Origin of the sequence: Clostridium celatum DSM 1785 (assembly GCF_000320405.1) — a bacterium.
Taxonomy (GTDB): domain Bacteria; phylum Bacillota; class Clostridia; order Clostridiales; family Clostridiaceae; genus Clostridium; species Clostridium celatum.
The window spans coordinates 39167-59782 of sequence record NZ_KB291705.1 but is presented as its reverse complement, the minus strand read 5'-3'; the positions used below and the strand labels follow the sequence as shown (position 1 = coordinate 59782).

The following is a 20616-nucleotide window of genomic DNA, read 5'->3' as shown; positions in this document are numbered from 1 at the left end:
TGACTTGTTAGATATATAATGTGGTGCCGGCAGTGGGAATCGAACCCACACGGTTTCCCGCATGATTTTGAGTCATGTGCGTCTGCCAGTTCCGCCATGTCGGCAAATATTATATAAGTAATGTTAACATGTGGCAAAATGAATGTCAATGTTTTTTATACGCCAAGAAAAAACATAAATAGTAACAAATTGTAGTAATTTGCAATATAGTGTTAATATGATGATAAGCTATGTGTAAAGAGGGGAAAACAAAGGTATGGAGTGGTTTATGAATTTAACTCCAATAATGCAGGGGTTAGTTGCAACAATATTTACATGGGCAATAACAGCGTTGGGTGCATGTTTGGTATTTTTCTTTAAGACAGTTGATAGAAAAATTTTAAATTGTATGCTTGGATTTGGTGCTGGGGTAATGGTTGCAGCAAGTTTTTGGTCATTATTAAATCCAGCTATAGAGTTATGTTCGGAGTTAGGATATAGTCAAATTATACTACCAGCTATAGGCTTTTTTACTGGTGGTGTATTTATAATATTAGCAGATAAAATGATGGATAAGTATTCTTATGGGGTAATTACACAAAGTGATGAAATTGCAAGGGATTCTATAGTACAAAAGTATAAGAAGAGTATATTATTAGTTGTTGCAGTAACTCTTCATAACATACCAGAAGGATTAGCTGTTGGAGTTGCATTTGGAGGTGTAGCAGCTGGAATACCATCAGCAACAATAGGAGCAGCAATGAGTTTGGCATTAGGGATAGGATTGCAAAACTTTCCTGAAGGAGCAGCGGTTTCTTTGCCTTTGAGAAGAGAGGGATTATCTAGAACAAAAAGCTTTTTTTATGGGCAAGCATCAGGTATTGTTGAACCAATAGCAGGAGTACTAGGAGCAATAGCAGCAATGAGTGTTAGAAGTATGTTGCCATTTTTCTTAGCATTTTCAGCTGGAGCTATGATTTCAGTTGTAGGTTCAGAACTATTGCCAGAAGCATCTATTGAAAATAAGGCTTTAACAACAATAGGATTAATACTTGGATTTATAACAATGATGATTTTAGATGTAGCATTAGGATAAAAATATATATTAAATGAATAAAATTTATTATATATTAAAAAGGATGATACTTTTCCCGCATCATCCTTTTACATAAATAGAAATTTAAAATAAGTTAATTGAATTTACCATATAATAAAAGGTATTTAAGATATTTAAAGTAGAAATTATTTTATATTAAAGAAAGCTTTTCTTCCTCTATATTCAGCAACATCACTTAACTCTTCAGAAATTCTTATAAGTTGATTATATTTAGCAACCCTTTCTGATCTAGCAGGAGCACCAGTTTTAATTTGTCCAGCATTTACAGCTACAACTAAATCTGCTATAGTAGTATCTTCAGTTTCTCCTGATCTATGTGAAATAACTGCAGTATATCCAGCTCTATTAGCCATTTCTATAGCGTTTAATGTTTCAGTTAAAGTACCAATTTGATTTAACTTAATTAAAATTGAGTTAGCTACACCTCTTTTAATACCATCCTCTAATCTAGTAGTATTAGTAACGAATAAGTCATCTCCAACTAGTTGGACTTTATCTCCAATTCTTTCAGTTAACAGTTTCCAACCTTCCCAATCTTCTTCAGCCATACCATCTTCGATAGATATAATAGGATATTTATTAACCCATTCTTCTAAAAAGTCAACCATTTCAGCTGCAGTTAAAGTTTTACCTTCATGTTCTAAAACGTATTTACCATCTTTATAGTATTCTGAAGATGCAGCATCTATAGCTATAAACATATCTTTTCCAGGTTCATATCCAGCGTTAGTTATAGCTTCTAATATAATTTCGATAGCTTCTTCATTTGATTTTAAGTTTGGAGCAAATCCACCTTCATCACCAACACCAGTTGAGTAACCTTTATCATTTAAAGTTTTCTTTAATGAATGATAAACTTCAGCACAAGCTTGTATAGCTTTATCAAATGAATCGAATCCTAATGGCATAACCATGAACTCTTGTAAGTCAACAGAATTATCAGCATGAGAACCACCATTGATTATATTCATCATTGGTACTGGTAAAACTTTTGCATTTACACCACCAACATATTGATATAAAGGAAGTCCTAAGAAGTTAGAAGCTGCTTGAGCTACAGCTAAAGAAACGCCTAAAATTGCATTAGCCCCTAAAGAACTTTTATTATCAGTACCATCTAATTCTAATAATTTTTTATCTATAGCAGTTTGATCAAATACATTATATCCTATAAGTTCTTTTGCAATTACTTCATTTACATTTTTTACTGCATTTTGAACACCTTTACCCATAAAGTAATCTTTATTTCCATCTCTTAATTCAACTGCTTCGTATATACCAGTAGAAGCACCAGATGGGACAGCAGCTCTTCCTATAGTTCCATCTTCAAGAATAACTTCAACTTCTACAGTTGGAAAACATCTTGAGTCAAGAATTTGTCTTGCAATAATATTTATTATTTCTACAACATTTTTCATTTTAAAATCCTCCTAATAATAGAAAATATAAGTATAGATAAATGAAACATTAATAAAATGAGAATCATTATCAATAATTTGTTTAATTATACCAAAATTTATAAATAAATATCAACTTAATTGATAATAATTATCAATTTCATTTTTAAGGAGGATTTTTAACATAATTTTCAAAAAAATAAATAATAAATTTTAGCAATATGATAAAAAAATATCATTTTCTTATTGTTACAGATTGATTCATCTGTTATTATATAAGGGTAGGATGGATTTATTCCCAGCGGGATGAATCTTGACCCAGTTAGGTATAGTCTAGATATTTACATATATTTGAGACAAACTATAACTAATATTAATTAGGGAGGAATAAATATAATGATGTATTCAAAAGAAGTTGAAGAAATGTGCGTTGTTGCTAAAGGCGCTAATCATGCATGTGCTCCAATTCCAGTTGAAGGAAAATGGGTACAAGCTACACAAATATCAGATATTTCAGGGTTAACTCACGGAATAGGTTGGTGTGCACCTCAACAAGGAGCTTGTAAATTAACTTTAAACGTTAAAGGTGGAGTTATCCAAGAAGCATTAGTTGAAACAGTTGGATGTTCAGGAATGACTCACTCAGCTGCTATGGCTTCAGAAATATTACCAGGAAGAACTATATTAGAAGCTTTAAACACAGACTTAGTTTGTGATGCTATAAATACAGCAATGAGAGAATTATTCTTACAAATAGTATACGGAAGATCTCAAACTGCTTTCTCTGAAGGTGGATTACCAATCGGAGCTGGATTAGAAGACTTAGGTAAGGGATTAAGATCTCAAGTTGGTACAACTTACGGAACTTTAGAAAAAGGTCCAAGATATTTAGAAATGGCTGAAGGATACATTACTAAAATCGCTTTAGATGAAGATAATGAAATCATCGGATACAAGTTCGTGCCCCTAGGAAAAATGATGGAAATGATCGGTAAGGGAATGGATGCTAACGAAGCATTAGAAAAAGCTGCAGGTCAATACGGAAGAGTTGCTGACGCTGTTAAATTAATCGATCCAAGACACGAATAATTTGTAAGGAGGAATTTTAACATGGCATTATTTGAAAGTTATGAAAGAAGAATAGGACAAATCACTCCAGTTTTAGAAAAGTATGGAATGAAAACATTAGAAGATGCTAAAGCTGTATGTGATGAGTATGGAATAGATCCATATAAAATCGTTAAAGAAACTCAACCAATCGCATTCGAAAATGCTGCTTGGGCATACGTTTTAGGTGCTGCAATCGCTATAAAGAAAGGTTGCACAAAAGCTGCTGATGCTGCTGAAGCTATCGGAGAGGGGTTACAAGCTTTCTGTATCCCAGGTTCTGTTGCTGATGACAGAAAAGTTGGTTTAGGACACGGTAACTTAGGAGCTATGCTTTTAAGAGAAGAAACTAAATGTTTCGCATTCTTAGCAGGACACGAATCTTTCGCTGCTGCTGAAGGTGCTATCAAAATAGCTGAAAAAGCTAACAAAGTAAGAAAAGAACCATTAAGAGTTATCTTAAACGGTCTTGGAAAAGATGCTGCTAAGATAATTTCAAGAATCAATGGATTCACTTACGTTGAAACTAACTTCGATTTCTTCACTGGTAAGTTAGAAATCGTTAATTCAAAAGCTTACTCTAACGGACCAAGAGCTAAGGTTAACTGCTACGGTTCAAATGACGTTAGAGAAGGTGTTGCTATAATGCATCACGAAGGTGTTGACGTATCAATCACTGGTAACTCAACTAACCCAACAAGATTCCAACACCCAGTTGCTGGAACATACAAAAAAGAATGTATGGAATTAGGTAAGAAGTACTTCTCAGTTGCATCAGGTGGTGGTACTGGTAGAACTCTTCACCCAGATAACATGGCTGCAGGTCCAGCTTCTTACGGTATGACAGATACTATGGGAAGAATGCACTCAGATGCTCAATTCGCTGGTTCTTCATCAGTTCCTGCTCACGTAGAAATGATGGGATTAATCGGTGCTGGTAATAACCCAATGGTTGGTATGACAGTTGCTGTTGCAGTTGCTGTAGAAGAGCACGCTAAATAAGCCATTTAATAATAGGTGGTAAAGTATAGATTAATCTATATAGATTAATTAATTATAAAATATAGCACACTTCATTTAAGAAAAAAATTAAATGGGGTGTGTTTATTTTTATGTTATAATATTTATTATTTAATAGGAGAGTAATAATAATGAATATACAAATTTTTGGAACAAAGAAGTGTAATGATACGAAAAAAGCTGAAAGATTTTTTAAAGAGAGAAGAATTAAATTTCAATTTATAGATTTAAAAGAAAAAGCTTTAAGTAAAGGTGAATTACAAAGTGTAAAAAAAGTAGTAGGACTTGAAAATTTAATTAATAAATCAGCTAAAGATTATACTAAATTAAACATGGATAAAATAAGAAGTTCTGAAATGAGAGAAGAAATACTTTTAAAGAATCCATCGCTTTACGTGACACCAATAGTAAGAAATGGGAAAGATGCTACAGTAGGATATGCTATAGAAACTTGGAAAACTTGGGAATAAAATAATTAAGAAATTAAAAGTAGAGTTTATACCTATTGTAATTTAAACTCTACTTTTATTAATATTGTATAATTTAATTATTAAACACTTTATAAATAGCATTAATTCCTTTTTCAAAATCTTCATTTTCTATACCAACAAGAATATTAATTTCGCTTGAACCTTGGTCTATCATTCTTATATTTATATCGGCATCAGAAAGTGCAGTAAAGATTTTTGAAGCAACACCTTTGGTATATGCCATACCGCTACCTACAGTTGCAATTAAAGCCATATTTGGATATACAACTATAGAATCAGGATTACAGGATCTTTTAATTTCATCTACAACTATATTAGTTTTATTTTTTAAGTTAGCATCAGAAATAACAACACATACTGTATCAATTCCAGAAGGCATATTTTCAAATGATATACCATGCTGTTCTAATATTGTAAGTACTTTTCTACAAAAACCAAGTTCAGAATTCATCATTGCTTTTTCTATAGAAATTACAGTGAAATTTTGTTTTCCTGCAATACCAGTTATAGTATTAGTATGAATATCTTTTTCATTTACAATAAGAGTTCCTTCATCTTCTGGGTTATTAGTATTTCTAATATTGATAGGAATACCCGCATTTCTTACAGGAAACACTGCATCTTCATGAAGGACAGATGCACCCATATATGATAACTCTCTAAGTTCACCATAAGTTATGGTTTTTATTTTTTTTGGACTTTCAACTATTCTAGGATCAGCCATTAAAAAACCTGAAACATCAGTCCAGTTTTCATATAAATCTACATTTAAACTAGCAGCAACTAAAGCACCAGTTACATCTGATCCACCTCTAGAGAAGGTGACGATATCTCCATTTTCGTTAGAACCATAAAAACCAGGAATTACAGCTCTTTTACAAGTAGAAAGCTTGTCTTTTAATAAACTATAAGTTTTTTCAGAATTTAAAGATCCATGGTTATCAAATTTAATTACATCTTTAGCATCTATAAAATCTATGTTTAAATAATTTGCAAGGATTAAACCATTTAAATACTCACCTCTACTTGCTGCATAATCCATAGAAGCCCCATTTTCTATGTTTTCTTTTATAATATTTAAGTGGTATTCTAAATCTATAGATAAGTTAAGCTCATCAGCAATACCTTTGTATCTTTCAGCAATTAATTTGAATACATCATCTAAAGGTATACTGGATTTTACATGTGCATGACAAAGGTAAAGTAAGTCTGTTATCTTAAAATCTTTAGAAAATCTTTTACCTGGTGCAGATGGAATAATATATTTTCTGTTATGATTTTCTTCTAAGATATTTTTTACTTTTTTAAATTGAGTAGCATCAGCTAAAGAGCTTCCACCAAATTTAGTTACAATAATATTCATTTTTTTGCCCCCTTAATTAATAAATATTGAATATATGCATTATTAATATAGTAACAAAAATTGACAAAAGCTACAACCATAAAATTCTTTAATATCAATAAAATTACATTAAAAAATGATATAATATTGACACAAATCCATAGTATAATAAAGGTGAATAAATTTTTATTTTTAGCAAATAAAAATAAGTTATGCTTTATAGAGTTATGGGGAGAGATAAATAAATGGACAAGTTTCTGATTGACAGAATACAGACTACAATTGATAATTACAGATTAGCAAAGGAAGCTTTAAGAAACGATGGGGATATTATAAATCATTATGCATCATTAGTGTTTTCACATTATGAAAGAGAAATACCTGTAGCTAGAGTTAAGGAAATAAGAAAGTATATTAAAGCTACTACACCAAGACTATCACCTTTTAGGGGAGATGCGTTAAATATAATTTCATTAATGATTGCGGTAATTGATAGAGATAATCAAGAAGAATTTATAGAAGATATGTATGATACTATGGAGATTTTAGAAGAAGAAGGATTTATTTCAGGGTCATATTTAGCTTTAACTGCATTTACTATAAGTAAGTATAGTAGAGTTAAAGAAAAAAGAGAACTTGTAAAGGAAATAAAAGAAGTATACACACTTTTAAAAGAAAAGTATTCTAATATAACTAATGAGGATGATTATTTATTATGTGCTTTATGGGTAATAAATAATATTGGCGCTGATACTGTAGACGATTTTATTGAGAATATTTTTGAACATATTGCAGATTCTAATATAAGATCTAAAAATGGTGTTCAAAGTCTTGCAAATGCAATAATTTTAAATGGTTCATCAGGAGAAATGTATAGAAGTATGCAATTTATATTAGAGTTGCAAAAAAGAAATATAAAAATTGCAAATCAATTTCTACCTTTAGTTGGAGTGTTATCAAATCATAATCCAAGAAGAAATGTAGATATAGTAGAAGGAGTAATTGAGTATTTATGTGATGAAGAAGGCGAATATGAGTATTATATGGATAAAGGCTTTAGAACTATTATTGCTATAGTTATAGTATCTTTTTGTACAATGTCAAATAAAAAAAGATATTTAGATGAATTATTAGCACAAGGTATTTTTTCATTTATAAACAGTAAAAATAAGGGCATATTTGAAGAAGTAGTATACTAGGTGGAAGATTTGGATAAAATTATTTTACATGTGGATATGGATGCTTTTTTTGCATCTGTTGAACAAAATGATAATAAAAAACTTAAAGGAAAACCAGTAATAGTGGGAGGAGTAAGTGAACGAGGAGTTGTATCTACTTGCTCTTATGAAGCTAGAAAGTTTGGAGTTAAATCTGCTATGCCTATTTTTATTGCACAAAAGTTATGTCCACAAGGAATATACCTTAAGGTAAGATATTCTAGGTATAAGGAAGTATCAAACAAAATATTTAATATTTTTAAAGAAGTAACATCTATAATAGAGCCTTTATCTATTGATGAAGCATTTTTAGATATAACATATAGTAATTTTAAAAGCGGAATAGAAGCAGCTAATTATATAAAAAAAAGAGTATACAGTGAATTGGGATTAACTTTATCCATTGGAATATCCTATAATAAATTTTTAGCAAAGCTTGCATCTGATTGGAATAAACCAAATGGAATAATGATTATAAATAAGGATATGATTCCAGAAATATTAAAGCCATTATCTATATCAAAAATATATGGTTTAGGTGAAAAATCTGTAAAAAGGCTTAATAATATGGGAATGTTTAAAATAGAAGATTTATACCCCATGCCTAAAGAATTTTTTGTTGAGTATTTTGGTAAGCAGGGGTTAGAAATATATGATAGGATAAGAGGTATTGATAATAGAGAATTAAAAGTTAATAGAGATAGAAAATCTTATGGAAGAGAAACAACTTTAAAATTTAATACAGAAGAGAAAGAAGAGATTATTTCTTATGCAAATGCATTTTGTATAGAGTTAAGAGAAGAATTAAAAAGAAGGAATGTATTTATAAAAACTATAACAGTTAAATATAAAACAAGCAATTTTGAAAGTCATACAAGGAGTAGGACTATAGGATATTACACAAACGATTATGATGTGATATTTAATGTTGTAAAAGAGATAATTGAAGCTGAGGATTTTTTAGGTGGAATAAGGCTAATTGGAGTTTCGGTTTCTAGTATAAGAGAAGAAAAAACCGAACAATTAACACTGTTTTAAAGACAATATTAACAAAAATAACTTAAAAATCTTTTAAATACTACAAATATCAATTATAATAATAAGGGGCTACTATAAAATTACTTTGGAGGTATTAGATATGGATAAGGCACAAATAGCTAAAATGATCGACCACACAATATTAAAAGCAGAAGCTACTGAAAAGGAAGTTATTAAGCTTTGTAAAGAAGCTGTAGAATATAATTTTGCATCTGTATGTGTTAATCCTGCGATGGTTAGCGTTGCAGCAAATGTTTTAGAAGGAACTGATGTTGATGTATGTACAGTTATAGGATTTCCTTTAGGTGCAAATACAACAGAAGTTAAAGCGTTTGAAACAGCAGATGCTATTGCAAAAGGTGCTACTGAAGTTGATATGGTTATCAATGTAGGTAAGTTAAAAGAAAGAAACTTAGAATATGTAAAAAATGATATAAAAGCAGTAGTAGATGCAGCTAAGGGAAAAGCATTAACAAAGGTAATAATAGAAACTTGCCTTTTAACAGATGAAGAAAAGGTTATAGCTTGTGAATTATCTAAAGAAGCAGGTGCTGACTTTGTTAAGACTTCTACTGGATTCTCAACAGGTGGAGCTACAGCTTCAGATATCAAATTAATGAGAGAAACAGTAGGACCTGATATGGGAGTTAAAGCTTCTGGTGGAGTTAGAAGTAGAGAAGATGCAGAGCTTATGATTGAAAATGGAGCTACAAGAATAGGTGCTTCAGCATCAATTGCAATTTGTGAAGGAACAAAATCAAATTCAAACTATTAATATAATAAAAAAGAGCTATTTTAGCTCTTTTTTTTGTTTTCAAATAAATTTTATAAAAAATAAGAGCTTTTTTAAAAAATATTACCTAAAATAATTTAATAAGAATATTAATATAATATATACTACTGTATCAAAGGTGAATCAATAAAAAAATAGAATGATTTTACCTATAATGGGGAGGGTTATGAAAAGAGAATTAACTCCATCAGAAATAAAATTTAAAATATCAGTAACAGACAATGAAGATAAAGAAGGAACAAAGGGCATTTCTGAGTTTAATAATGCATATAGGAAAATTGAAAGAGCACTAAGTATAGATAAAGAGGGGTACAATTTATATTTAATAGATACTTTTTCAAGAGATAAGTTAAATGAACTTATTAAATTTGTAGAAGAAAAATATAAAGATTTAGAAGCACCTAGAGATATATGTTATGTCACTTTAGAAGATATAAATAAGCCAGAAGCAATATTTGTATCTAATGGACAAGGAAATAAATTAAAAGAAGCTGTAGATAATATAAAAAATAGTTATTTAGAAGCAATTGATGATTTTTATAGTGATTCTACTAATGATGAAAAGGACTATTTGGTTGAGGAGATTCAAACAAAGAGAAATAATTATTTAAATGAATTAATGAAAATGGCTAAAGATGAAGGCTTTGAGGTTAAAGCTACAAATAAAGGCTTTGCGTTTATACCATTAAGTGGTGATGAAGCTATGACAGAAAAAGAATATGATAACCTTGAAGAAGAAAATAAAAATGTAATAGTAGCAAAGGCTAGTACACTTAAAAAAAAGGCAGAGTCCATTTTAGAAGAATTAAAAGAAATTGAAGTTAAGTCAATAAAAAGGTTAAAGAAGATTTATTCTAAATATCTTTCAACACAAATGGAGGAAGCAAAGGATGACGCATTATTAGAATTTATTACAGATGATGATTCTTATGAATACTTAGAAAGACTATTTAATTGTATAGAAGAAGATATAATAGAGTGCTATACAATGAATATAGAGGATGATGAAAATGAAATATATGAAATTCTAAATAAATATGATGTAAAAGTTATAGTTGATAATACAAATGTATTTTCACCACCTGTAATATACGAAGAAGACCCTAATTTGAATAATTTAATTGGGCTTATAGAATATGAAAATCATAATGGAATGTATACAACTAATATATCACTTATAAATGCAGGATCCATACTTAAAGCAAATGAGGGATGTTTAATATTAAGATTAAACTCATTAATATCAAATCCTATGAGCTATTATTATTTAAAAAAGATACTATTATCAAATACTCTATCTTTTGATACAAATAAAAGCTATCTAGAATTTATAAATATTAATGGACTAAAACCAAATCCTATACCGGTAAAGGTTAAAGTTATAATAGTTGGTGATTATGAATCTTATGATATTTTATATAATTCAGATGAGGACTTTAGATCATTATTCCCATTAAGAGCTGAATTTACATCTATAATAAAAATTAATAATAACTCTTTAAGTGAAGTTAAAAATATAATAAATGAAAAAATAAGAAAAGATAATCTTTTTAACATAAGTGATAATGGAATAAATGAAATCATTAAATATTTATGTAGAAAGAGTAGTAATAGGCAAAAGTTATTTATTGAAAATGATTTTATAGATAAAGTATTAATTTTATCAAATAATTTTGCAAAAGAAAAAGGTAATATGCTTATTACTGAAAAAGAGGTAATTGAGGCTGTATATGAAGAGGAACTTATAGAAAAAGAAGTAATGAGTGGATATGAAGAAAAGAAGATTCTTATTGATATAAAAGGAGTAAAGGTCGGAGTAATAAATGGATTAGCAGTATTAGATAGTGGTTATTGCACTTTCGGTAAACCTATGAGAATTACTTGTGTTGCTTATAAAGGTACAGGTAGAATTTTTGATATACAAAAAGAAAGTAATTTAAGTGGAAAAATACATGAAAAATCCATTAGTATATTAAAAGGATTATTAACTAATTTATTAAATCCATATGAAGAAATACCTGTTGATTTTCATCTAAGCTTTGAGCAAACATATGGATTGGTAGAAGGAGATAGTGCATCTGTTGCACAAATTATATGTATACTATCAGCATTAAGTAAAAGAGGAATTAAACAAAATATTGCAGTAACAGGTTCTATAAATCAATTTGGAGAGGTTCAAGCTATTGGTGGTGTAAATGAAAAAATAGAAGGATTCTTTAAGGTATGTGAAATGATAGATACTATAGAAAATAAGGGTGTATTAATACCTTCAGCTAATAAGGATGAAATTATATTAAAATCAGAAGTAGAAGATTCTATAGCAAATGGAGATTTTCACATATATACAATGGATAATTTAAATGATGCAATAGAAGTATTGTTATTAAATGATGGAGAAAGTGTAGAACAGTTTTATGAGGAGGTTCAAAGAGAAATAGAAAAATACAAAAATAAAGAAAAGAATTAACAACTTAAATTTTAAATATAACTTTAAGGTTTATGAGTAAATTAATTATAAAGTATATAGAATTTGTTATTATGGTAAATAGATAATTAAGTAGTGAATAGAAGATAAATAACACTTTTTATTCATAGTATTAAATAAATTTAATACCTTAATTTCTATTTACCATTTTGTTTACTAAATTTCGTTATTTTTAAGTATGTTTTAGCAATAATGCAATAAATTAATTGACTAGAAAATATACAATATGTTAAAATTATGGAAAAAGAAGGGAATGGAGGTGCTGACTCTAAATAATAGGTTTTAGAGTTAATTTTTATGTTTTTAAAATTTAATAAGATTGATGATAAATTAGTTGTTTTTTTTATTGGAGAATTAGACCATCATAGTGCTGAAGAAGTAAGAGTAAAGATTGATGATAGAATTGAAAGAGATAATATTCAAAAGGTTATAATGGATTTTGAAGAAGTAACATTTATGGATAGTTCAGGAATAGGAGTAGTAATAGGAAGATTTAAAAAATTACAAAATAGAGATGGAAAAGTATGTGTAGTTAACGTAAATAAAAGAGTAGATAAGGTATTTAAACTTTCAGGGCTTTATAAAATTATAAATTCGTACAGTAGCGTAAGTGAAGCTGTTGAAAGTATGTAATGGAGGGATTTAGTGATGAGAGAAAATAAAGTAAATATAGAATTTGAAAGTAGATCTCAAAATGAGAGTTTTGCAAGAGTTGCCATAGCAGCTTTTGTAGCTCAGTTAGATCCAACTATAGAAGAAATATCAGATGTAAAAACAGCAGTATCAGAAGCAGTAACAAATTCTATAATTCATGGTTATGAAAGTAAAAAAATGGGTATAATCAGAATAGAAGCATCTTTACATGATAATGAGGTAACAATTGCTATTATAGACCATGGAACAGGAATTGATGATATTGATAAGGCAAGAGAGCCACTTTATACATCTAGACCTGAATTAGAAAGATCAGGTATGGGATTCACCGTTATGGAAACATTTATGGATGAATTAGAAGTAATAAGTCATAAAGGAAGTGGTACAACCGTTATTATGAAGAAGAAATTTAATGCTATAAGTTAGGGGAATTTTATGGAGAGTAGCAATCTAAAAAGAGAGGAATATAATTATGAAGACAACGCACGCTTAATTTTATTAGCAAGACAAGGTGATTCTGAAGCGATGAATAAGGTAATAGAAATGAATTTGCCTTTAGTAACCTCTGTTTGTAAAAAGTTTATGAACAGAGGTTATGAGTATGAAGATATTTTTCAAATAGGATCAATAGGGCTTGTTAAAGCAATAAAAAATTTTGATAATAAATATAATGTAAAATTTTCAACATATGCAGTTCCTATGATACTAGGAGAAATAAAGAGATTTTTGCGTGATGATGGAATAATTAAAGTAAGCAGAAATGTAAAAAGTTTAGCTAAAAAGTTACATTTTGATAAAGAATATTTAACTAAAAAATTAGATAGAAATCCAACAATAGAAGAATTAGCTGAATATTCAGGGATTGATAAAGAAGAAATACTCTTTGCATTAGAATCATCAGCAAGTTTACAATATTTATATGATGTTATCCATCATGATGATGGTTCTCCAGTTTTACTTATAGATAAGCTAAGTGAAAATGCGGTAGAAGATAAAAATTTAACTGATAGAATTGCATTAAAAGAAGCTCTAAAAAATTTAGATAATAAATCAAGGCAAATTATAGTATTAAGATATTTTAAAGATAAAACTCAAATAGAAGTTGCAAAAATGCTTGGAATAAGTCAAGTTCAAGTATCTAGAATAGAAAAAAAAGTATTAGGTGAGATGAGAAAACAACTCGAAGAAGGATGAATATAAACTATGGACAAAAAAGAATATAAAAGATTTAAGATCTGCATTAAGTAATAATTTTATTATTTAATGCAGATTTTTATTTTAGTGATTTATTTTTTATTTTAGAGGAATACTATATTTAATTAAGAAAGGAGATTGGTTTTTTTGAGTAAGTTTAGTAAGAATGAAGAAGAGAAGATAATAAGTAAGTATGAACAACTTTCAAAGGAGATGAAACCAAAGCCAAAGTATTTTAAAAATATAGTATTGGCCTTTTTAGTTGGAGGAAGTATTTGTACTATAGGTCAATTTATATTAAATATGATGATTAAGTTTGGTGTAGATAAAGAATTAGCAAAAGCATGGCTACCAATAATAATGATATTTTTAGGAGCATTATTAACAGGGGTAGGTGTGTATGATAAAATTGCCACTTTTGGAGGAGCAGGAACTGTAGTACCTATAACTGGATTCTCTAATGCAGTAGTTTCACCAGCTATTGAATTTAAAAAAGAAGGATTTGTTTTTGGTGTAGCAGCAAAGATGTTTACTATAGCTGGTCCTGTATTAGTATATGGTATAGGCACATCAGTAATAATAGGAATAATTTATTACATACTTGGACTTTGGGGTATTGTGTAAATTGGAGGGAAAATTTTTATGAGTACAAAAGTTAAAAAGGTTGGAAAACAAACTATTAAGTTAGAAAATCCACCTAAAATAATTTCTACTTATTCTATTGTTGGACCAAAAGAAGGGCAAGGTCCTTTAAAAGATTATTTTCATCAAATAATAAGTGATGATACCTTAGGAAAGGATAGTTTTGAAAAGGCTGAATCAGAAATGATGTACACTGCAATTAAAAGTGCAATAAGTAGTGCAGGGTTAACAGAAGAAAAAATAGATTATTTATTTGCGGGAGATTTACTTAATCAAATAATATCTTCAGGTTTTGCAGCAAGGGAATTAAATATACCTTTTATAGGTCTATATGGAGCTTGTTCAACAATGTCTGAATCATTAAGTATGGCATCTCTATTTTTAGATGGAGGGTTTGCAAATTATGTTGTAGCATCTACTTCATCACACTTTAGTTCTGCAGAAAGACAATTTAGATTTCCACTAGAATATGGTTCTCAAAGGTGTCCAACATGTCAATGGACAGTAACAGGTTCAGGAGCGATGGTCCTAGGCAAAACTGGAAATTATCCGGAAGTAACTTATGTTACTACTGGTCTTGTTAAGGATTATGGTGAAAAAGATACAAATAATATGGGGGCTGCTATGGCACCAGCTGCTGTTGATACTATTTATAATCATTTTAAGGATACAGGAAGAACACCAAAAGATTATGATGTTATAGCAACAGGAGATCTTGGAAAGGTAGGAAAAGATATAACTACTAAATTATTATTGGAGTATGGATATGATGTTAAAGATAATTATGTAGATTGTGGTGATATGATTTTTAACGATGAGGAACAAAAAACTGATGCTGGTGGAAGTGGATGTGGATGTTCAGCAGTTGTAACTTGTGGATATTTTTATAAAAAACTTATGAAAAAAGAAATAAAAAGCTTGTTATTGGTTTCTACAGGTGCATTGATGAGTACAACTAGTTCACTTCAAGGTGAAAGTATTCCAGGAATAGCTCATGCCGTAGCTATTGAGTTTAAATAGAAGGGGGAATAGAGTTTTATGGATTATGTAAGTGCGTTTATCGTTGGTGGTTTAATATGTGTTATTGCTCAAATATTAATGGATACTACTAAATTAACACCAGCTAGAATATTAGTTATTTTTGTTACTTTAGGTGCAATACTAGGTGGATTTGGAATATATGATAAACTTATAGAAATAGGTGGTGCTGGAGCAACAGTACCATTACCTAGCTTTGGAAATTCTTTAGCTGATGCAGCTATAAAGGCTGTTAAAGAAGAGGGATTAATAGGAGCTTTTACAGGAGGAATTAAAGGGGCAGCAGGAGGAATAACAGCTGCAATATTTTTTGGATATTTAATGGCTCTTATATTTAATCCAAAAGACAAAACAATAGGTGAAGTATATGATAAGAAATGATAATAAAAATATAGTTTTATATGAGTAAGTTTTAATATATAAAAGTGCGGAAGATAGAATAATATGCTTAGATTAGGGAAAATTAATAGGGTAATTTGTTAAGGGAGGTGAATATTATGGAAAAAAATCCTAGTATACAATGTAGTGTACAACAATGCAAACATCATGCATGTTCAGAAAATTATTGTACATTAAATGCAATACAAGTTGGAACTCATGAACAAAATCCAACAGTTGTTGAATGTACAGATTGTCAATCATTTGTATTAAAATAACAAATTTAAAAGAATGAGATAATATTAAATATTATCTCATTTTTTTGTAGTATTAATAAAGAATAGATATATTAAATTTTAACTAACTTTATTTGTAAATTATTTTTAATAGGCTATTGACAATTAAAAAGGAGTAATGTAATATAATAATTAATTGAGAATGAATATCAATATTGATTAGGGGGGAGAAATGAAAATTATTTATTATTCAAATTCAGGTAACACTGAAAAAATGGCAAATTTAATTGCGGAAGGTATTATAAATACAGGAAAGACTGCAGAGGTTATAAATGTTTCTAATGCAAATGTTAATATCTTTGATGATGAGGATGTAGTAATATTAGGTTGTCCTGCTATGGGAGATGAAGTTTTAGAAGAAAGTGAATTTGAACCTTTTATGGAAGAAATATCAACAAGGATTCAAGGGAAAAAGGTTGCTTTATTTGGATCATACGGCTGGGGAGATGGTCAATGGATGAGAGATTGGCAGGAAAGAGTAGAGTCGTTAGGTTGCACTTTAATAAATGATGGTTTAATAATTCAATATGAACCAGAGGATAATTCTTCTGAGTGTATTGAATTTGGAATGAGTATAGCAAAGGCTTAAAAAAGCAAAAGTGAAACAAATTGAATTTTATAAAAGCCTTTCAATTATGGAAGATAGGGAGTGCATTGAAAAATTTTTAATTTACAATGCCTCTCTGGTAATATCAGGAGTAAAACCATCAGCAACCGTAACATTAAAAAAGGGAAATAATAATTTATATGATAAATGGATTAAATATGGAATATCATTTTTAAAATCTATAAATATTGAATTTGTAGAGTTAAGAGAATCACAAGATGCATTAATAATATTGGTATATGATAAAGAAGAGTTAGAGAATTATATTTTTAATAAAAGTAATAAACAATTTTTAGTTCAATTAGGTTATGAAGAAGAAAATAATCTTGAAAGTTATATAAATAAACTAAAAGAAAGATATGAAAAATTTAAATGTCCTCATGAATTAGGAGTATTTTTAGGATTTCCGCTTGAAGATGTAAAAGATTTCATGGGGTGTACAAATAAGAAGTGTTTAGTATGTGGATACTGGATGGTATATAATAACTTCAACAATGCAAAAGAAATTTTTAATAAGTATGATAAAGTAAAAGAACATGCAGTTAATAATATATTAAGTGGAGATTCAACGCATAATATAGCTTTTAATATACGAAATTTTATTAAGAATTATGAAAAAATATCAGTGTAAAAGCAAATGGAAATATAAAATGTTATTGGAGGTTTAAATATGAGTATAGTTATAGTAGGTGGTCATGATAGAATGAGTAAGGATTATATTAAAGTCTGTAAAAAATATAATTGTAAAGCTAAGGTTTTTACACAAATGGAAACAGGATTAAGAGATAAGATAGGTAGTCCAGATGCAGTTATATTATTAACAGATGTAGTATCTCATAAATTAGTACGAACAGCAAAAAAAGAAGCGGATAAAAAGAATATTACAATTATAAGAAACCATAATAGTACTGTAAGTTCATTAGAAACAGTTTTAAAAAATATAGTAAATAATTAGAGAGAATAATATATAAATTTGAGAGTGTGATTATGTTTGTAGTTAATATTATAAACGGCTAAAATAAATAGAATTTATTTTAGCCGTTAATTTTTTTATTAAATTTGAAGGTTGTTTAAATATCGCTTTTTATATTTAAGTTTAGCTATAGTACTAATATCTTGTAAAGTTTTAAAATTAGTTACGCCTCCTACAACTCCGATTAAAGGAAGACCTTGTATAAATTTAGAAGTTAACATATAAGTAGAGATTTTATTAGAGGTTTCTTTTAATAATTCATCTAATTGATAATTAGGATTTTTATTAGCATCTATTTCATTAGCCATTTTATCTAATTTATCAAAGTAGTATTTTTTTTCAGTTGTAGATGTTACTGCAGCACAGATTATAGTTAAGATATAAGCTTTTTCGTTTTGTGAATTATAATTAAATCCGTAGCTTAGACTAATTTCATATATAGATTTTAAAATTACACCAATATAAATAGGAATATCAGGTAGACCTATTCCTAATAAACCAAGAGCAGTACCTTCAACAGCGCTTATTGATTTATTTAACATAGTTTTTCGATTTGCAGATTTATCTATTTTTTTAAAATTCCTCTTAGTTGGATATTTTTCAATAGCATAAGTGTTTATATCAAATTCCATATTAATATTATCCCTATTGTAGGTTTTTTCTATTAGGCCTACACCTTTATCAAATACTACTTTAAATCCCTTTTCAAAAGCTAGTTCTAATGTTGATTGTAATTTATCAGGAATTTTATCTTCTAATGTCTCTTTAATTGGCGATAGTTTATTTTTAATATAACTAGGAGGTTTTTCTTCTAGTAATTTAGCTTCCTTTTTATAAATATCCATTAATTGTTTTTGAATTAAATTATTTTTGTTTTTTTTCATATTAATTTCTCCATAAATAAACTTCTATATTAATTATAGTACAAAAATTAAAATTTTATCAAAGAAGGTATTGAAAATAATTATCAATTAAGTTATATTAATGAGAGTGATAACAAATATCAGTTAGAATGTTAGTTCAAAAAAAGGAATGGGGGATATTACTTATGATGATTAATAAAAGGTTAATAAACCTTTGTGAAGATTCAAAAAAATATATAGGTTTAACTATATTAGTAAATTGGATTTCTGTTTTATGTAATATAATTACGATAATATTAATTGGACAGTTTATTAATAAGATTTATGTTGGAGAAAGATTAAATCTTAATGGAAATAATATATTTGCAGCGATGATGGATTTTAAGATATGGGGAAATATATCATTGTTAGCGGCCAGTGTATTAATAGTAATTTTATTAGCTATTAGATATTCATGTAATATTTTATATGCTAAATTTTCAAATGCAGCATCTGCAACAGCAAGAGTAACATTAAGAGAACTTATTTACAAAAAATTATTAAAATTAGGAACTGGATATACGAAGGTTGAAAGCACATCAGCTGTAGTTCAAGTATCAGTTGAGGGAATAGAGCAGCTTGAAATTTACTTTGGTAAATACTTACCTCAATTTTTCTATGCACTACTAGTGCCAGTAACGCTATTTATATTTATGAGCTTTATATCATTTAAAGCAGCACTTGTATTTATACTTTGTGTACCGCTTATACCGGCATCAATAATAGCAATAATGAAAATTGCTAAAAGAATATTAAAAGATTATTGGAAATCTTATTCTGATTTAGGCGGAACATTTTTAGAAAATCTTCAAGGGTTAACTACTTTAAAAGTATTTAATATTGATGAAGAAAGACATGTAAAGATGAATGAAGAAGCTGAAAAATTTAGAAAAATAACTATGAAAGTTTTAAGTATGCAGCTTAATTCAATAACAATAATGGATTTAGTAGCTTTTGGTGGAGCAGCAGCAGGTACAATAGTTGCATTAATTCAATTTAAGAATGGACAAATTCCAGTAGGAAGCTTACTTATAATAATATTACTTTCATCTGAATTCTTTATACCACTTAGACTTTTAGGTTCATATTTCCATATAGCAATGAATGGAATGGCTGCAAGTGATAGAATGTTTGGTATTTTAGATGCAGAAGAAAGACAAAAAGATGTTAATACAAATGAAGAAACTAAATTTAATGAAATAAAAGTAGAATTAAAAAATGTTGATTTTAGCTATGATGGTGAAAGACAAGTATTAAAAAATATTAATATGGAAATTACACCAGGTGGATTAGTTGCAATAGTAGGGGAAAGTGGCTCTGGTAAGAGTACTGTTGCATCACTTATATTAAATAACCATAAAGTAACTAATGGAGAAATAAGATTAAATGATATTAACATAGAAAATATATCATTGGATAATATTTATGGAAATATTGCTTTAGTATCTACTAATAGTTATATATTTAATGGAAGCATTTTAGATAACCTATTAATGGCTAAAAAAGATGCAACTAAAGAAGAATTAGAAAAAGCGTTAAAAACAGCAAGATTATATGATTTTGTAAATGGATTAAAAGATGGATTACTAACAGATGTAGGGCAAGCAGGTAGTGCATTATCAGGTGGTCAAAAACAAAGATTAGCATTAGCAAGAGTAATTTTAGCAGATAGACCAATGATTATCTTTGATGAAGCTACGTCTAATATAGATGTAGAAAGTGAAGAAAGCATTTGGGAAGCTATTTATGAACTTTCTAAAGATAAAACTGTATTAGTAATATCACATAGATTAGCTAATGTGAAAGAAGCGAAAAACATATATGTTATGAATAAAGGGATTTTAGTTGAGAATGGAACACATGATGAATTAATGAGTAAAGAATCTCATTATTATAATATGGTTAATAAGCAAAATGAATTAGAAATGATAAGGGAGGTTTGCTAA

Annotated in this window: 22 protein-coding genes and 1 tRNA gene; 19 read left to right on the top strand and 4 right to left on the bottom strand. The window is 28.6% G+C overall.

The annotated features are described in order from the left end of the window. Positions 1-21 precede the first annotated feature (21 nt). Positions 22-104 (bottom strand) — tRNA-Leu (locus HMPREF0216_RS14450). 152 nt (positions 105-256) lie between these two features. Here HMPREF0216_RS14450 and HMPREF0216_RS14445 point away from each other — a divergent pair. Beyond that, positions 257-1075 carry a ZIP family metal transporter gene (locus HMPREF0216_RS14445; protein WP_005215767.1) on the top strand — a complete coding sequence of 273 codons (819 nt, stop codon included), beginning with the start codon at positions 257-259 and terminating at the stop codon, positions 1073-1075. 146 nt (positions 1076-1221) lie between these two features. Here HMPREF0216_RS14445 and eno read toward each other — a convergent pair whose 3' ends face one another. Continuing rightward, positions 1222-2514 carry a phosphopyruvate hydratase gene (eno, locus tag HMPREF0216_RS14440; protein ID WP_005215765.1) on the bottom strand — a complete coding sequence of 431 codons (1293 nt, stop codon included), beginning with the start codon at positions 2512-2514 and terminating at the stop codon, positions 1222-1224. Between the two features lie 375 nt (positions 2515-2889). On the opposite strand from eno, the gene HMPREF0216_RS14435 reads away from it, so the two are divergent. The 3 genes from HMPREF0216_RS14435 (at position 2890) to HMPREF0216_RS14425 (ending at position 5090) form a co-directional block, all read left to right on the top strand. Next, positions 2890-3582, top strand: coding sequence for an iron-sulfur cluster assembly scaffold protein (locus HMPREF0216_RS14435; protein WP_005215762.1), 693 nt, complete (start codon positions 2890-2892; stop codon positions 3580-3582). 21 nt (positions 3583-3603) lie between these two features. Then, a complete protein-coding gene (locus tag HMPREF0216_RS14430) occupies positions 3604-4602 on the top strand; it encodes a GGGtGRT protein (RefSeq protein ID WP_005215761.1) in 999 nt (332 codons plus the stop codon). Between the two features lie 149 nt (positions 4603-4751). Next, positions 4752-5090: an arsenate reductase family protein gene (locus HMPREF0216_RS14425; protein WP_005215760.1), complete on the top strand. Its 339-nt coding sequence runs from the start codon at positions 4752-4754 to the stop codon at positions 5088-5090. Between the two features lie 73 nt (positions 5091-5163). Here the strand turns inward: HMPREF0216_RS14425 and HMPREF0216_RS14420 are convergent, their stop codons facing one another. Continuing rightward, positions 5164-6474, bottom strand: coding sequence for an aspartate kinase (locus tag HMPREF0216_RS14420; RefSeq protein ID WP_005215759.1), 1311 nt, complete (start codon positions 6472-6474; stop codon positions 5164-5166). A gap of 224 nt (positions 6475-6698) precedes the next feature. Here HMPREF0216_RS14420 and HMPREF0216_RS14415 point away from each other — a divergent pair, with 224 nt between their 5' ends. The 14 genes from HMPREF0216_RS14415 to HMPREF0216_RS17520 all read left to right on the top strand — a co-directional run bounded on the left by HMPREF0216_RS14415 (position 6699) and on the right by HMPREF0216_RS17520 (position 17750). Continuing rightward, positions 6699-7652 (top strand): DUF4003 family protein, encoded by a 954-nt coding sequence (locus tag HMPREF0216_RS14415; RefSeq protein WP_005215757.1) that lies wholly within the window; start codon positions 6699-6701, stop codon positions 7650-7652. Between the two features lie 9 nt (positions 7653-7661). Then, on the top strand, positions 7662-8708 hold the full coding sequence (locus HMPREF0216_RS14410; protein WP_040420112.1) for a DNA polymerase IV: 1047 nt from the start codon (positions 7662-7664) through the stop codon (positions 8706-8708). A 100-nt stretch (positions 8709-8808) separates the two neighbouring features. Beyond that, positions 8809-9483, top strand: a complete 675-nt coding sequence (deoC, locus tag HMPREF0216_RS14405; RefSeq protein ID WP_005215755.1) for a deoxyribose-phosphate aldolase — start codon at positions 8809-8811, stop codon at positions 9481-9483. A gap of 184 nt (positions 9484-9667) precedes the next feature. Next, the gene (locus HMPREF0216_RS14400; RefSeq protein WP_040420110.1) at positions 9668-11968 is read left to right on the top strand and encodes an AAA family ATPase; all 2301 of its coding nucleotides are present in this window, start codon (positions 9668-9670) and stop codon (positions 11966-11968) included. Between the two features lie 315 nt (positions 11969-12283). Beyond that, positions 12284-12619, top strand: a complete 336-nt coding sequence (gene spoIIAA, locus HMPREF0216_RS14395) for an anti-sigma F factor antagonist (RefSeq protein ID WP_005215752.1) — start codon at positions 12284-12286, stop codon at positions 12617-12619. Between the two features lie 15 nt (positions 12620-12634). Next, positions 12635-13066 (top strand): anti-sigma F factor, encoded by a 432-nt coding sequence (gene spoIIAB, locus HMPREF0216_RS14390; RefSeq protein WP_005215751.1) that lies wholly within the window; start codon positions 12635-12637, stop codon positions 13064-13066. A gap of 9 nt (positions 13067-13075) precedes the next feature. After that, the gene (sigF, locus tag HMPREF0216_RS14385; RefSeq protein WP_005215750.1) at positions 13076-13834 is read left to right on the top strand and encodes an RNA polymerase sporulation sigma factor SigF; all 759 of its coding nucleotides are present in this window, start codon (positions 13076-13078) and stop codon (positions 13832-13834) included. Between the two features lie 147 nt (positions 13835-13981). Further along, entirely contained in the window at positions 13982-14458 is a 477-nt protein-coding gene (gene spoVAC, locus HMPREF0216_RS14380; RefSeq protein ID WP_040420108.1) for a stage V sporulation protein AC, read from the top strand. 18 nt (positions 14459-14476) lie between these two features. Continuing rightward, a complete protein-coding gene (spoVAD, locus tag HMPREF0216_RS14375; protein WP_005215748.1) occupies positions 14477-15496 on the top strand; it encodes a stage V sporulation protein AD in 1020 nt (339 codons plus the stop codon). A gap of 18 nt (positions 15497-15514) precedes the next feature. Further along, a complete protein-coding gene (gene spoVAE, locus HMPREF0216_RS14370) occupies positions 15515-15895 on the top strand; it encodes a stage V sporulation protein AE (protein ID WP_005215747.1) in 381 nt (126 codons plus the stop codon). A 116-nt stretch (positions 15896-16011) separates the two neighbouring features. After that, complete coding sequence (locus HMPREF0216_RS16870; protein WP_005215746.1) at positions 16012-16170, top strand: DUF1540 domain-containing protein; 159 nt, start codon at positions 16012-16014, stop codon at positions 16168-16170. A 190-nt stretch (positions 16171-16360) separates the two neighbouring features. Beyond that, on the top strand, positions 16361-16777 hold the full coding sequence (locus HMPREF0216_RS14365) for a flavodoxin (RefSeq protein WP_005215745.1): 417 nt from the start codon (positions 16361-16363) through the stop codon (positions 16775-16777). 46 nt (positions 16778-16823) lie between these two features. Next, positions 16824-17426 carry a DUF3793 family protein gene (locus tag HMPREF0216_RS17225; RefSeq protein WP_187116567.1) on the top strand — a complete coding sequence of 201 codons (603 nt, stop codon included), beginning with the start codon at positions 16824-16826 and terminating at the stop codon, positions 17424-17426. Positions 17427-17465: 39 nt separating this feature from the next. Beyond that, on the top strand, positions 17466-17750 hold the full coding sequence (locus HMPREF0216_RS17520; protein ID WP_005215743.1) for a DUF2325 domain-containing protein: 285 nt from the start codon (positions 17466-17468) through the stop codon (positions 17748-17750). 98 nt (positions 17751-17848) lie between these two features. Here HMPREF0216_RS17520 and HMPREF0216_RS14350 read toward each other — a convergent pair whose 3' ends face one another. Then, entirely contained in the window at positions 17849-18652 is an 804-nt protein-coding gene (locus HMPREF0216_RS14350; RefSeq protein WP_005215742.1) for an EcsC family protein, read from the bottom strand. Between the two features lie 164 nt (positions 18653-18816). On the opposite strand from HMPREF0216_RS14350, the gene HMPREF0216_RS14345 reads away from it, so the two are divergent. Continuing rightward, positions 18817-20616 carry an ABC transporter ATP-binding protein/permease gene (locus HMPREF0216_RS14345; RefSeq protein ID WP_040420105.1) on the top strand — a complete coding sequence of 600 codons (1800 nt, stop codon included), beginning with the start codon at positions 18817-18819 and terminating at the stop codon, positions 20614-20616.

Bases quoted from the DNA above. Each gene is read 5' to 3' on its own strand.
- HMPREF0216_RS14445 (WP_005215767.1), top strand. From the start codon at position 257: ATGGAGTGGTTTATGAATTTAACTCCAATAATGCAGGGGTTAGTTGCA.
- eno (WP_005215765.1), bottom strand. From the start codon at position 2,514: ATGAAAAATGTTGTAGAAATAATAAATATTATTGCAAGACAAATTCTT.
- HMPREF0216_RS14435 (WP_005215762.1), top strand. From the start codon at position 2,890: ATGATGTATTCAAAAGAAGTTGAAGAAATGTGCGTTGTTGCTAAAGGC.
- HMPREF0216_RS14430 (WP_005215761.1), top strand. From the start codon at position 3,604: ATGGCATTATTTGAAAGTTATGAAAGAAGAATAGGACAAATCACTCCA.
- HMPREF0216_RS14425 (WP_005215760.1), top strand. From the start codon at position 4,752: ATGAATATACAAATTTTTGGAACAAAGAAGTGTAATGATACGAAAAAA.
- HMPREF0216_RS14420 (WP_005215759.1), bottom strand. From the start codon at position 6,474: ATGAATATTATTGTAACTAAATTTGGTGGAAGCTCTTTAGCTGATGCT.
- HMPREF0216_RS14415 (WP_005215757.1), top strand. From the start codon at position 6,699: ATGGACAAGTTTCTGATTGACAGAATACAGACTACAATTGATAATTAC.
- deoC (WP_005215755.1), top strand. From the start codon at position 8,809: ATGGATAAGGCACAAATAGCTAAAATGATCGACCACACAATATTAAAA.
- HMPREF0216_RS14400 (WP_040420110.1), top strand. From the start codon at position 9,668: ATGAAAAGAGAATTAACTCCATCAGAAATAAAATTTAAAATATCAGTA.
- spoIIAA (WP_005215752.1), top strand. From the start codon at position 12,284: ATGTTTTTAAAATTTAATAAGATTGATGATAAATTAGTTGTTTTTTTT.
- spoIIAB (WP_005215751.1), top strand. From the start codon at position 12,635: ATGAGAGAAAATAAAGTAAATATAGAATTTGAAAGTAGATCTCAAAAT.
- sigF (WP_005215750.1), top strand. From the start codon at position 13,076: ATGGAGAGTAGCAATCTAAAAAGAGAGGAATATAATTATGAAGACAAC.
- spoVAD (WP_005215748.1), top strand. From the start codon at position 14,477: ATGAGTACAAAAGTTAAAAAGGTTGGAAAACAAACTATTAAGTTAGAA.
- spoVAE (WP_005215747.1), top strand. From the start codon at position 15,515: ATGGATTATGTAAGTGCGTTTATCGTTGGTGGTTTAATATGTGTTATT.
- HMPREF0216_RS16870 (WP_005215746.1), top strand. From the start codon at position 16,012: ATGGAAAAAAATCCTAGTATACAATGTAGTGTACAACAATGCAAACAT.
- HMPREF0216_RS14365 (WP_005215745.1), top strand. From the start codon at position 16,361: ATGAAAATTATTTATTATTCAAATTCAGGTAACACTGAAAAAATGGCA.
- HMPREF0216_RS17225 (WP_187116567.1), top strand. From the start codon at position 16,824: ATGGAAGATAGGGAGTGCATTGAAAAATTTTTAATTTACAATGCCTCT.
- HMPREF0216_RS17520 (WP_005215743.1), top strand. From the start codon at position 17,466: ATGAGTATAGTTATAGTAGGTGGTCATGATAGAATGAGTAAGGATTAT.
- HMPREF0216_RS14350 (WP_005215742.1), bottom strand. From the start codon at position 18,652: ATGAAAAAAAACAAAAATAATTTAATTCAAAAACAATTAATGGATATT.
- HMPREF0216_RS14345 (WP_040420105.1), top strand. From the start codon at position 18,817: ATGATGATTAATAAAAGGTTAATAAACCTTTGTGAAGATTCAAAAAAA.